General features: G+C 61.4%; 10 protein-coding genes. 9 read left to right on the forward strand and 1 reads right to left on the reverse strand.

Annotation, left to right across the window (positions count from 1 at the left end):
- Positions 1-86 precede the first annotated feature (86 nt).
- Positions 87-1,487 (forward strand): amidase, encoded by a 1,401-nt coding sequence (locus ACV229_RS37005; protein WP_448088006.1) that lies wholly within the window; start codon positions 87-89, stop codon positions 1,485-1,487.
- 41 nt (positions 1,488-1,528) lie between these two features.
- Here the strand turns inward: ACV229_RS37005 and ACV229_RS37010 are convergent, their stop codons facing one another.
- Positions 1,529-2,509, reverse strand: a complete 981-nt coding sequence (locus tag ACV229_RS37010) for a LysR substrate-binding domain-containing protein (protein ID WP_448088007.1) — start codon at positions 2,507-2,509, stop codon at positions 1,529-1,531.
- Between the two features lie 151 nt (positions 2,510-2,660).
- On the opposite strand from ACV229_RS37010, the gene ACV229_RS37015 reads away from it, so the two are divergent.
- From ACV229_RS37015 to ACV229_RS37050, 8 genes are all read left to right on the forward strand, one after another.
- Positions 2,661-3,809, forward strand: coding sequence for a porin (locus ACV229_RS37015; protein ID WP_448088008.1), 1,149 nt, complete (start codon positions 2,661-2,663; stop codon positions 3,807-3,809).
- A gap of 36 nt (positions 3,810-3,845) precedes the next feature.
- Positions 3,846-5,054, forward strand: a complete 1,209-nt coding sequence (locus ACV229_RS37020) for a M20 aminoacylase family protein (protein WP_448088009.1) — start codon at positions 3,846-3,848, stop codon at positions 5,052-5,054.
- A 2-nt stretch (positions 5,055-5,056) separates the two neighbouring features.
- Positions 5,057-6,373: an MFS transporter gene (locus tag ACV229_RS37025; protein ID WP_448088017.1), complete on the forward strand. Its 1,317-nt coding sequence runs from the start codon at positions 5,057-5,059 to the stop codon at positions 6,371-6,373.
- A 292-nt stretch (positions 6,374-6,665) separates the two neighbouring features.
- Positions 6,666-8,195: an NADH-quinone oxidoreductase subunit M gene (locus ACV229_RS37030; protein WP_448088010.1), complete on the forward strand. Its 1,530-nt coding sequence runs from the start codon at positions 6,666-6,668 to the stop codon at positions 8,193-8,195.
- Positions 8,196-8,416: 221 nt separating this feature from the next.
- A complete protein-coding gene (locus tag ACV229_RS37035; protein WP_448088011.1) occupies positions 8,417-9,379 on the forward strand; it encodes an alpha/beta hydrolase in 963 nt (320 codons plus the stop codon).
- Between the two features lie 62 nt (positions 9,380-9,441).
- Entirely contained in the window at positions 9,442-10,905 is a 1,464-nt protein-coding gene (locus ACV229_RS37040; protein WP_448088012.1) for a benzaldehyde dehydrogenase, read from the forward strand.
- A gap of 13 nt (positions 10,906-10,918) precedes the next feature.
- Positions 10,919-12,046: an NAD(P)-dependent alcohol dehydrogenase gene (locus ACV229_RS37045; protein WP_448088013.1), complete on the forward strand. Its 1,128-nt coding sequence runs from the start codon at positions 10,919-10,921 to the stop codon at positions 12,044-12,046.
- 126 nt (positions 12,047-12,172) lie between these two features.
- Positions 12,173-13,264, forward strand: a complete 1,092-nt coding sequence (locus ACV229_RS37050; protein ID WP_448088014.1) for a helix-turn-helix domain-containing protein — start codon at positions 12,173-12,175, stop codon at positions 13,262-13,264.
- Positions 13,265-13,466 lie beyond the last annotated feature (202 nt).

A 13,466-nucleotide genomic window follows, 5' to 3' on the forward strand; every position in this document is an offset into this window, starting at 1 on the left:
CGGGAAATCCATTCGTCATCAGCTTGGTTTTCAATTCATAAATGGTTTGAGAGATTCGACATTGATCATGCAGGAAGAAGACAGGAATGGAACGTCTCGCATTTTCTAGCCTGATGGAACTGGCCGACGGATTGCGTGCCGGTGCTTATTCTTCGGTCGAACTTACCGAGTATTATCTCGCACGGATCGCTCGCCTGAATGAGCGGGCGCACGCGTATGTCGACGTTTATGGTGAATCTGCACTCAAGCAGGCGCAGTTTGCGGATCTCCAGCGCAGGAGCGGTGCTTCCCTGTCGGATTTGCATGGGTTGCCGATCGCAATCAAGGACCTGTGTGAGATTGCAGGACAAATCACGACCGGCGGGTCACTTGCCTGGCGAAAACGACGGAGTGACATTACCTGTACGGCGGTCGAGCGTCTGGAGGCGGCGGGCATGGTCGTCCTGGGCAAGACGCATATGTCGGAATTTGCATTTGGAAGCTGGGGGACCAATACGGGCATGGGTACTCCACGTAATCCCTGGAGCTGGAGCGGCGTGCATCATGCGCCAGGCGGGTCGAGCAGCGGATCGGGCGTCGCAGTCGCGGCAGGACTCACTCCAGTGGCCATTGCGACAGACACGGGCGGGTCGGCGCGTATACCAGCGTCGTTTAATGGATTGACAGGGCTGAAACCAACGCATGGCCTCATCAGCCTGCATGGAATATTGCCGTTGGCGCCCAGTTTGGATTCCGTGGGAACAATTACCCGTACTGCGGAAGACGCAGCGATATTGATGGATGTCTTGGCTATCCGTCCAAGCGGGCCAAAGGCTGTCAATCGCACCTTGGAGAAAAGAACCCCGGACAGGAGGAATTGGACTGCATCGGGACTCAGGATCGCTGTGCTGTCTCAGGATGAGTATCCTGAGCTCGTCGATGACGAGGTTCAGGCTGTGACCCACAATGCCGCGCGGGCTTTTCGTGAATTGGGAGGGAAGGTTGAGACCGTGTCCATTCCAGTCAATCTACGCGACCTGATGAGGCGCTTCAGTGTCATTTCCACGGCAGAGGCATATGAAGTACATCGGGAATATATCAACGATCCTCACTTGCCAATCGATCCATGGGTCAGAAGCCGGATCGCAGCAGGCGCATCCATTACCGCCGAGGCTTATCAGGCGGAGCAATCCACGCGGAAACTAGCGATCGATTCATTCAATCGTTGGATGGAGGCATATGACGTCCTGCTCACGCCTACGTTGCCATGGGTCACTGTTCCAACAGAAGACATTGACGAAGACAGGCGAGTGAGTCCTTTCACGCGACCGGCCAACTATCTTGCCACGTGCGCAATTTCACTTCCTGCTGGATTTTCCGCGGGTGGTCTGCCTATCGGTGTACAACTTATCGGAAAACCTTGGGGAGAGGATACGCTGCTGCTGGCGGCCAGTGCGTTCCAGCAGGAAACGGATTGGCATACGAGAAAGCCCGCAGACGTTGGATGATCCGACTCTCGTCGAGGCGACCGCGCTGCAGCGTTGTCTGGTCAACCATCCCAGTAGGACTCGATGCCTTCCGTATCTATCATGCTGAACATGCGGCGCATATGCGGGTCGGTGGAAGCCGCCATTTCTCGGGCAACGAGCCTGAAGGTCTCGAGAAACATGAGCGCCGCGCCTTTGATAGGCTCGTAGCGTCGTGTGACAAGGCACGACCCGCTCTCACGCATCGGCGCTTTTAGATTGAGCGCTATGTAGCGGTCGCGCATGTCGGGCGTCTCGATCATTGGCCATGGCACGATCGTAAGCATGTTGGTGGATCGGACGACGGCGAGTGCAGCGTGAACTGATCGTGCGTAGTGGAAGCGGCAGACACCGTCTTGCGACTGGTCTTCGATGAAGGTTCTAATCTCGGGAGCAATACGATCAACCGAGCGGCTGAGCAGCCAGTTGTAGCCGATCAGCTCGTCGAAGGTTCGTGCTTCCGCGGCGGGATGTCCGTGTCGACAGACGGCAGCGAACGAGTAGCGACAGAGCGGCTGAATCTTCAGTGCGTGATCGGTGGGACCGTCTGGCTGCGGGCCGATTGCGAAATCGAGCTGGCCGTTGCGTACCGCGGGATATTCGTTTCCAAGATGCTCCGCAATGTCGAGCTGCACGTCGGGTCGCAGCTTGCCGAATTCGTCGACGATGCGCGGCAACACGCCGTGCAGAAGCCATGGCGTGATTGCAATCTTGATTGTTCCGCCGCGCCGCTGCGTCATATGAGTCACTTCGTCGCTCGCGCGCTGAAGCTGTCCGAAGATGAGGCGTGCGTGTGCGAAAAGCGCGGCGCCGGCATCGGTCAGCACGACACCATCTGCACGCCGTTCCAGCAGCACCGTATCAACCGTCTGTTCCAGTTCCCGGATCGCGTTGCTCACGGCGGTGGGCGAGCGGCCAAGCTGCGATGCGGCTGCCCGCACGCTGCCATGGTCGGCAACAGCGATGAGAGATTCCAATTGGTGCAACTTCAGTCCGGCAGTCATGATGGGATGACGAGATGAGAGCGGCGTCCGTGAGTGCACGCCAGAACGAGAGGCGTATCAGCTGGATCATCCCGGTGATGCGGCGAGGCGTCAACTTCAAATTGACGCGTAAATTTGGCCTTTATATTCCATTCGATTGCGGCTGCCTACCATGAGTCTCGACCTGATTCGGGAGGGATTTGCAGAGATGGCGAGGCGATACAGCTTCAAACGGAGGGGGAAGTATCTTCTGACGGAGTCGTTGGCACGGCTTCTCAGGAATGGAGGATTCAAAAAGGCGATGGCGGCCGCGTCGAGCGCAAGCTTCCTGTCGTTCCATGGTGTGTCGGCCATGGCCTCCAACGTGCTGCTTTATGGTGCAGTCGACAATTACGTGAGCTTCGATTCGGGCGGTAGGGGCAGTTCCTGGCAGATGGGCAGTGGCGCGGGAGCGACTTCGCGGTTCGGACTGACCGGCACTGAGGATCTTGGCTCGGGATGGTCATCCGGCTTCCGGCTCGAGTCGGGATTCAACGTGCAGAACGGCACGTTGCAATCGTCGAATACGCTCTTCAATCGGGAGGCGAACGTCTGGCTTGCCTCGGACCGATATGGAGCGATCAAGCTGGGACGCCAATTTCCGACGATCTTCCCCCTGTCCTCGCAGGTTGATCCGTTTGCGTTGACGAAGTTGTCCCTCTTTGCCAACGGTGGTTATGCCGCGACGGATCTCGGCGGTGGCGCAACGGCAATCGATTCGCGCGTACCCAACGCTGTCAGCTACCTGACGCCAAGTTTTGGAGGGTTTTCCGCGCAGGGCATGTATGGCTTCAGCACGGCCACGACCAGCGGCGTGCCAGCCCATTTTGCCGGTGTGCTGGCGCAATACGAGGGCGACAGACTCTACGCCGGGCTGTCGTACAACGCCGTGCGCAATGATCTTTCCGAGCGTACCGATCACTACGGCGCAGGTGCGGCTTACAAGGTTGCCAACGCAACGCTGTCGGCCGCCTGGAATTTTATCGTGCCGAAGGCCGCTGCCGGTCGCGTCGCGTCGACCTGGTTGCTGGGTGCGACGGTCCCGTTCGGACCGAACGTGGTCAAGATGAGCATACTCGAGAGGCGCGTAGCGGGCCACGACAATCACGCCACAGGCGTGCTGGTCGGCTACGAGTACCTGCTGTCCAAACGCACCAGCCTGTATGGTCGCGCAGCCTGGATCGGCAACGGCGGCGCGTCGGCGCTTACGCTGGACGCCGCCCAGACGAGCCCGGGCCGGGACGTCTTCGTGACGGCGTTGGGTGTCACACACCGCTTCTGATCGCCAACGTGCCACTACCATAACAAAGGAGAAATCATGTCGCTGCCGACACCGCCAGGCGGAATTCCCGTCGACATTCTGGAGCACGACACGCAGATGCGTGCGCTTCGTCACGACATCCATGCGCATCCTGAGCTTGCCTATGAAGAGTTTCGAACCAGCGACCTTGTCGCACAAAAGCTCGCCGACTGGGGATATGAAGTCACGCGTGGCATCGCCGGCACGGGTGTCGTCGGCACGCTCGTGGCCGGCACCGGCCAACGTAGCCTAGGGCTGCGTGCAGACATGGATGCTTTGCCGATCCAGGAAGCGACCGGCAAGCCTTATGCAAGCACCAGCGCAGGCAAGATGCACGCATGCGGTCACGATGGCCATACGGCTACGCTGCTGGCGGCGGCGCGCTACATCGCGAAGACCCGCAATTTCGACGGCCGCTTGCGCCTCATTTTCCAGCCTGCCGAGGAGGGATTAGGTGGCGCACGCAGGATGATCGAGGAGGGATTGTTCGAGCGATTTCCGTGCGATGCCGTGTTTGCATTCCACAACATGCCCGGTTTTCCCGCAGGAAAGTTTGGCTTTCGCGCCGGTCCCGCGTTGGCATCGTCAGACACGGTTGTTATCACAGTGCACGGGAGGGGCGGCCATGGCTCCATGCCGCATGAGACGGTTGACTCCGTGCTTGTGGCGTCACATATCGTTGTGGCGTTGCAAACTATCGTTTCCCGCAATATCGATCCGCGGCGCATGGCTGTCGTGAGCGTCGGAGCCATCCATGGCGGTGACGCACCGAACGTGATTCCCGACAGCGTCGAGATGCGTCTCTCCGTGCGTGCGCATCTGCCCGAGGTTCGCGAGCAGTTGCGCGAGCGCATCAAGGCGCTCGTGGCTGCGCAGGCGCAGGTGTTCGGAGCGCAAATCGAGATCGACTACCGATGGCGCTATCCCGCGCTCGTCAACGACGAAGCCATGACGGCGCTGGCTCGTGACGTCGCCGCACGATGGTTCGGCGAAGAAAGCCTGGTGCCGGATTTCGAGCCACTCACGGGCAGCGAGGACTTTGCCTTCATGCTTGAACACTGCCCGGGCAGCTACTTCATCATCGGCAATGACGAGGAAGAAGGTGGCTGTTCAGTCCACAACCCTCATTACGACTTCAACGATTCAATCTTGCCGGTCGGCGCGGCTTACTGGGCCCGCCTCGTGGAACGTTTTCTTTGCTGTGAAGGGCATGGGGAATCTGCATGAACATGTCAGACGATTTCAATGTTCCTTCGGTCTCTGCGGCGTGCGAGGCTGGTGCACCCGGGCGCACGTCGCACGTAAGAAAGATCGCGGCAGTCACCATCGGCAACGGTCTCGAGTTCTTCGACTTCGCGGTCTACACCTATTTTGCGACAATCCTCGGCAAGCTTTTTTTCCCCTTAGCCTCGCCGATCACACAATTGCTGCTGTCGCTAGCGACGTTCGGTGTGGGCTTCGTCGTACGTCCACTCGGCGGCATCGTGATCGGCAGCTACGCTGACCGTGCCGGCCGCAAGGCAGCCATGTCGCTCACCTTGTGGATGATGGCGGCGGGCTCCGCGGCGTTCGTCGTGGTGCCGACCTACGCGCAGATTGGCCTCGCCGCGCCGCTGCTATTGATTCTCGGACGTCTCGTCCAGGGCTTCGCCGTGGGTGGCGAAGTTGGGGCTTCAACATCGATGCTCCTCGAGTACGCGCGCGCGGACAATCGTGGGTTTTTCGCGAGCTGGCAGTTGTTCAGCCAGGCGTTGAGCACGTTGCTCGGTTCACTGTTGGGCCTGGCCTTGACGCACTCGCTTACCCCGCAGCAGCTGATGTCTTGGGGCTGGCGGTTGCCTTTCCTCGTTGGCATCGCGCTGATTCCGCTCGGCGTTTACATCCGCCGGCACCTCGACGAGACGAACGAGTCAGCAGGATCGGGGCGCGCCCGCCGCAGCCCGGTTGCGGAAGTGTTCCGTGAACAGCGCGGCAAGGTGTTGCTCGGCGTGCTAATTACTGCAGGAGCCACGTCTTCGAACTACATTTCGCTTCATTACCTGACCAACTATGCCGCGGGTGTGCTCAAGATGTCGCTGTCAGCGGGCTTGTGGGCATCTACGATGGCGAGCGTCCTTCAGATGCTGCTGGCTGCTTTAGCGGGAATTGCGAGTGACCGCTGGGGCCGCAAGCCGGTCCTGACGTGGGCGCGCATCGTGCTGCTGCTCGCAATTGCACCAGCCTTCGCGTGGCTGAATGCCGCGCCTGAGCTTGCCCGCCTGCTTGTCGTCGTGACGGTGCTGACGGTGCCCACGGTGTTTATCTCTGTGGCCTCCATCGTCGTGATTACGGAGGCATTTCCCCGTAGCATCCGCGCAACAGGCCTGTCGATCGTGTACGGCCTCGGCGTATCGATCTTCGGTGGCTTCGCGCAGTTCATTGCGACGTGGCTTATTGCTGTGACGGGCTCGAAGCTTGCACCGGCGGTCTATGTGATTGCAGTCAGCATCGTCGCGTTCGTCGCCGTGCTGAAAACGGAAGAGATGGCCGGTAAGCCGATTGATTGATGCTCCTGCAAGAGGGGCTTCCCCTTGAGAAGGACTCGTCCGGCCAAGTCGCTACCCGTTGGTGTGTCGCGTTCGGCTTCCTTAGTCTTTCGTAGTATTCATATCGACAATGTCGACATCAAACCAAAAGTACTGTGCAGAAACTGAACGCAGTCAAAGCGAGACAAGGCCGATGACACAAGGACTTACAACGGATTGGCCCATCGTTGTTAGTGCAGGCAGTTCCATCGCCCTAAAATCCTCCTGACTTGCCCCCCGATCCGGCGCGCGACACTCTCAAGGTTTTACTGACATGCATGATCTCCCTTATCTGAGCCTGGCGATCTGGGTTCCGATCCTGTTCGGCGTGTGCCTGGTGCGTGCCGGTTCCGATCGCCATCCGCGCCGCACGCGGCTGATCGCGCTCGCCGGCGCGCTGGCCGGGCTCGCGACCGTGGTGCCGCTGGTCGCGGGCTTCGATTCGCATTCGGCCGCGATGCAGTTCGTCGAGCATCGCAACTGGCTCGCGGCGTTCGATGCGGGCTGGCGCCTCGGCATCGACGGCGCGTCGCTGTGGCTTGTCGTGCTGACCGCGTTCACGACGCTCGTGATCGTCGTCGCGTCGTGGGAGGCCGTCACCGTGCGCGTCGCGCAATACCAGGCGTCGTTCCTGATCCTGTCGGGGCTGATGGTCGGCGTATTCGCGGCGCAGGACGGCCTGCTGTTCTTCATCTTCTTCGAGGCGACGCTGATTCCGCTGTACCTGCTGATCGGCACGTGGGGCCGCGACAACCGCGTGCACGCGGCGGTGAAGTTCTTCTTCATCTCGTTCGCGGGTTCGCTGCTGCTGCTGATGGCGATGCTGCTGCTGTACGCGAAGTCGCACACGTTCGACATGAACGTCTGGCGCACGCTGCAGCTCGGCTTCACGCCACAGGTGCTGGTGTTCCTCGGCTTCTTCGCGGCGTTCGCGGTCAAGGTGCCGATGTGGCCGGTGCACACGTGGCTGCGCGACGTCTACTCGGACGGCCCGACGGGCGCCGCGCTGATGCTCGGGATGCTGAAGCTCGGCGGCTACGGTTTCCTGCGCTTCGCGCTGCCGATCACGCCGGACGCGAGCCATTTCTTCGCGCCGGCCGTGATCTCGCTGTCGCTGTTCGCGATCGTCTACGCGAGCCTGCTCGCGCTCGCGCAGACCGATCTCGGCAAGCTGCTCGCGTACTCGACCGTCGCGCACATGGGACTCGTCACGCTCGGCTTGTTCCTGTTCAACCGGATCGGCGTCGAAGGCGCGATCGTGCAGCTCGTGTCGTACGGCTTCGTCGCCGGTGCGATGCTGCTCTGCGTGAGCGTGCTCGCCGATCGCACGGAGACCCGCGAGATTGCCGCGTACGGGGGCATCGCGAGCGTGATGCCGCGTTTCGCGACGTTCGCCATGCTGTTCTCGATGGCGAACGTCGGCCTGCCGGGCACGTCGGGTTTCGTCGGCGAGTTCATGGTCATCATGGGTGCGATCCGCTTCAACTTCTGGATCGGCGCGCTGGCCGCGCTGACGCTGATCTTCAGCGCGTCGTACACGCTGTGGATGCTCAAGCGCGTCGTGTTCGGCAAGATCACAAGCCCGCGCATCGCGCAGCTTGCCGACCTGAGCCGCCGCGAGATCGTGATGTTCGCGTCGCTCGCGCTGATCGTGCTGATGGTCGGCATCGATCCGAAGCCGTTCACCGATGCGATCGATCCGACGGTCGCGCGCCTGATCGACGACGCCGATCATTCGAAGGTGCCGGCAGGGGACGGCCTTGCGCCCGCGCAGCCGGCCTACGTGGCGTCCTCGCACGACTGAGCCTGACCGCTGCTGAGCGCGCAAGATGCGCCGCACGCAGCAAGCCGCGTGCGGACGGTTGACCACATCGACATCAAACCAAAAGTACTGTGCAGAAACTGAACACAGTCAAAGTACGACAAGGCCGCTGATACAAGGACTTACATCGGACTGGCACACCGTTGTTAGTGTACGCAGCTCCATCGCCCTAAAATGCTCGACCGAAACACAGGAGACATCGCTTGAAGATAGCACCGTTTGACCCATCGCGCCTGGCTCCAGAGGTGCGCGAGGTTCTTGAGGCAATGGCTACCCATGACGCGCCCCCACTGGAGTCGCTGCCATTTCCGCAGATGCGCCATGCTTACCGGCAAATCGGCGCGATGCTGGGTGGCGAGCCGCTGCCGGTACGAGAAGTCCGCGAAATGCATGCGGACGGCCCGGCAGGGTCTATTCCACTTCGGCTATACCTGCCGGAGAACGTCGGTGCAGCACCGCATGCTTTAACGGTCTACATCCACGGTGGCGGCTGGTCGCTGGGCGGTCTTGACAGCCATGACAAAGTTTGCCGGAGGCTGGCGGTTTCCGCCCGTTGTGCAGTGGTCAGTGTGGATTACCGGCTTGCACCGGAGTACCCGGCGCCCGCTGGCCCTGCGGACGTGTTGGCCGCGATTCGCTGGCTAGCTGCGCATGCCAGCGAATTTGCGCTGGACCCGCAACGTATTGCGGTGGCTGGCGACAGCGCAGGTGGCAGTCTGTCGGCCGTGGCCTGCCAGCAACTGCGCGGCCAGATTGCACTGCGCGCGCAAGTGCTGTTTTACCCCTCCACCGACCTGTCACCCGCCTCTCACGAGTTTCCCTCGCGTCACGAGAACGGTGCGGTGCCGCCGCTGACGCTGACGCTGATGCGTGCGATGTCCGATCCGTTTGTGGCCGGTTTCGACACCACCGACCCACGGGTATCGCCGCTGCGTGCCACGGACCTGTATGACCTGCCGGCGGCGCTGATCTTCACCGGCGCGTGTGACGTGCTGCGCGACGACGGTTGGCTCTACTACGCGGCGCTGCAGGCAGCCGGCGTTCCGGTCGAGTACGTGGAGGTGCCGGGCATGGTGCACGGTTTTATCGAGATGGCGGGTGTATTGCCGGCCGCAGTTCAGGCTATTGAGCGCGCGGGCGTGTTCCTGCGGGACCGCCTCGCCTAGACGCCGACAGTAGCGTTCCGCTACCCCATAAAGCAGCATTTTCAATGAGAAAGTGAGAGACGATGAGCGACGATGTATTCCTGCAAGGCGACTTCTGGCACGACACGCTGTTTACCGGTTGTTGGGAAGCCGTGTGCACAACATCAAATGTGCTTGAACCGGCTACTGGTCAAGTGCTCGGTCGCATCGGCATGGCCGCGCCCGCGCAGATCGCGGCAGCTGCTGCCATCGCCGCTTCGGCCCAGCGAGCCTGGGCCGAAGCACCCTACGAACAGCGCGCCCTAGTGCTGCGCAAGGCCGCGCAATTGGCCGAGGCGCACATGGGCGAGATCGTTGATTGGATCGTGCGCGAAAGCGGGTCAACCCGGCTCAAGGCCGCCTTCGAAGCCAGCGTGAATGTCAAGGCATTGCACGAGGCAGCCTCGCTGCCTTCGCGTAGCCAGGGCGAAGTGCTGCCCTCCACGCCGGGCCGGTTGAGCCTGGCGCGGCGGCGTCCGCTTGGCGTGGTAGGGGTGATTTCGCCATTCAATTTCCCCCTGTACCTGGCGATGCGAGCAATCGCACCGGCGCTGGCGCTGGGTAATGCCGTGGTACTCAAGCCCGATCCGCGCACGGCCGTCTGCGGTGGGTTCGTGATTGCGCGATTGTTTGAGCTGGCCGGATTGCCCGAAGGTGTGCTGCAGGTACTACCGGGCGATGGTCTTGCAGGTGCGGCGCTGACCGCAGATCCGAACATCGCGATGATCCAGTTCACCGGTTCCACAGCGGCCGGACGCAAGGTCGGCGAGGCGGCCAGCAGGCACCTTAAAAAGGTTTCCTTGGAGCTTGGCGGCAAGAACTCGCTGATTGTGCTTGATGATGCCGACCTCGATCTTGCGATCGCCAACACTGCCTGGGGCGTGTACCTGCATCAGGGCCAGATCTGCATGTCCTCCGGCCGTGTGCTGGTGCAGCGGGCGATCTATGACCGCTTTATTGAGAAGCTTACCGCCAAAGCCCGCGCTCTCAAGGTCGGCGATCCGGCCAGGGAAGACGTCTCGATCGGCCCGCTGATCAACGCCGCACAGCGCGACCATGCCGCGGAGGTGGTCGAACGGGCCAAGGCGGCAGGTGCGAAGGTAGAGATTGGCGGTGGCTACACTGACCTGTTCTTCGAGCCTACGGTACTTAGCCACGTCGGCCCGGACAACCCCGCGTTCCGCGAAGAGATCTTCGGGCCGGTCGCGGTGGTCGTGCCTTTCGACAGCGACGAGGATGCCATCCGTCTCGCAAACGATACCGAGTACGGTTTGTCGATGGCGATCCTCTCCAGTAATGTTGGTCGCGCCCTCAGGATCGGCGAACGCCTGCGCACTGGCCTGCTGCACATCAATGATCAGACGGTAAACGACGAGGTGATCAACCCGTTCGGCGGTGTCGGAGCCTCCGGCAATGGAGCCAGCATTGGCGGTCCGGCAAACTGGGAGGAGTTCACCCAGTGGCAATGGCTTACCGTCAAAGGCGAAGCGCCCGCATATCCAATCTGAGGAGGAGATCGTCATGAATTACCCCACCGAGCTTCGCGATGTCACGGTTGCAGTGGTCCGCACGAAGGGCGCTCCGTTTACCATTGAGCCAGCGCGCATCCGCGGACCGCAGGATGATGAGGTGTTGGTGCGCGTTGTCGCAACCGGCCTGTGTCACACCGACCTGATCGTGCGCGACCAGTACTATCCGGTGCCGTTGCCGGCCGTGCTCGGCCATGAAGGTGCCGGCGTGATCGAGACGGTCGGCCCCGACGTGAAGAACCTGAAGGTTGGCGACCATGTTATTCTGACCTACGGTGCCTGCGGTCACTGCAACCCGTGCGCGAGCGGCCACGAAGCCTATTGTAAGGACTTCTACCCGCTCAACTTCGGCGGCTTCGACGCCCATGGCCACACTGCGCTGCAAACCCCCAGTGGCGAGCCGCTGCACGATCATTTCTTCGCCCAGTCTTCGTTCGCCACTTATGCGATCGCGCGCGAAAGCAATGCGATCAAGGTGCCGGCCGATGCACCGCTGGAACTGCTCGGGCCGCTCGGTTGCGGTATTCAGACCGGCGCTGGCGCGGTGATCAATTCGCTGAAAGTGCGTCCCGGTAGCAGTTTCGCCAGCTACGGTGCGGGTGCGGTCGGCCTTAGTGCGGTGATGGCCGCGCGCGTGGCCGGCGCGTCCATTATTGTCGCGATCGACGTGGTTCCCTCGCGCCTGGAGCTCGCCATGGAGTTGGGTGCCACCCACACGGTCAATAGCCGTGAGGTGGACATGATCGATGCGGTACGAACCATCACTGGCGGCGGCGCCAACTTTGCGCTGGAGTCAACGGGCCGACCGGAAGTGCTGTCGGCCGGCATCGAGGCACTCGGCGGGCTTGGTACGATGGGTGTTGTCGGTGCGCCGAAGCTCGGCACCAAAGCCGAGTTTGACGTCAATAACCTGTTGCTCGGCGGACGCAGCATCCGCGGCATCGTCGAGGGCGACAGCGTGCCGCAGGTGTTCATTCCTCAGCTGGTGCAGCTTTACCAGCAGGGCCGTTTCCCGTTCGACAAGCTGATCAAGTTTTACAGCCTGGACCAGATCAACCAGGCCGCCGAAGACAGCACCAAAGGCATCACCCTCAAGCCGGTCCTGAGGATCGCCAGCTGACCTCCTCATGTTACTGACGCGATATGATAGCTTCCGTCGTATCACGTTCCACCATGCAGCCTGTAAGGCCTGCCGTGAAATTCGCGCTTCCGGCGGCCTTCAGCTATCTGGAGAAGTAATGTGCGGATGGATTCCCATTCACTGCAGCACGAACATTTGAGCCGCGCCCGTGCCGCATTTGCCGAAGGGGCGGCACTGCCCGAGCGTCTGCTGCCCGAAGCGGTGGTGCGCTCTTGGGAGCGTTCGCGCAGCACCGGACTCAAGCCTTGGAATGCACCCAGCTATGAAACCCAGTGCCCTGCCGGCAAGGTGCGTGAGCATCCCGACGACCGGCGCCTGGTACGCTGCGTCAGGGCCGAGATCGAACACCTCTGGGCTGCCTTTGGCGGGCGAGACTGGACGGTAATTTGCGTCAATCCACATGGCATGATCGTCCACCAGCGTCATCATCCGGACAGCAGCCAGCAGCTGCTACGCCCGCTCCGGGTGGGCCGCCGTATTCGCGAGACCAACATCGGCACCACCGCGCCAAGTTGCGTCGTGGTCGAGGATCGCCCGGCGGTGGTGCGCGGCAGCCAACACTACTTGAGTGAGTTTGACCGGGTATTCTGCCTGTCAGTACCCCTGCACGGCCTTGCGGGCGAACTGATCGGCGCACTGGACATAACCGGCCTCGGCGAGCGCGACCCAGCGCTGCTGCTGGCGCATTTTCGCCAGGCTGCAGTGGCTGCGGAGAACCATCTGATCTCCGAGCAGCAGAATTGCCACGTGCTGCGCGTGCGATACGACCAGCGCTGGGAGCAATCCTCGATGCAGGGACTGCTCGCAGTCGATGGCGATGGCATCCTGCAAGCGGCGAATCGCTTTGCGCGGCGACTGTTGGATCTGCCTGCGGCAGGAATAACATCTGGACTGCATATTAACGACGTGTTCTCCGGTGCCCGCCCCACTCAGCGGCAGCGATTGCTAAAGCCGGGGGCTGCGCAACGCGTTCCTCTGCATAACGGTACGACTGTGTTCGTTGATCTGGTACGTGCGGCGCGCGGCGCACAGGCATTGTTCGGGCCGGCCGTGGGCCAGCGTGCACTGCGCGAACAGACACTACAGGCCGTGGCCAGGGCACTGCACACCAACGATGGCAACATTTCCGCGACTGCGCGCGAATTGGGTATCTCGCGCACAACACTGTACAAGAAGCTGCGTGCCCAACCTCGATAGACTTGGGGCTGTACTGCAGCACGGGCACTTTCACGCCCTTAGCTGTGTGTCGGGACGATTGCGAGCTATTTCACGAGAAAGAGCAACTGCTGCGATTCAAGCCGACGCCCAGTTCTCGGGCGTTGACGAAGGGGCGGCCAAACAAGACGCGTGGGTGGTCCTAGGCGGAGTCGCAATCCGATCGTCCTATTGGCCTTTGAGG

It is taken from the genome of Burkholderia sp. MR1-5-21, assembly GCF_053427715.1.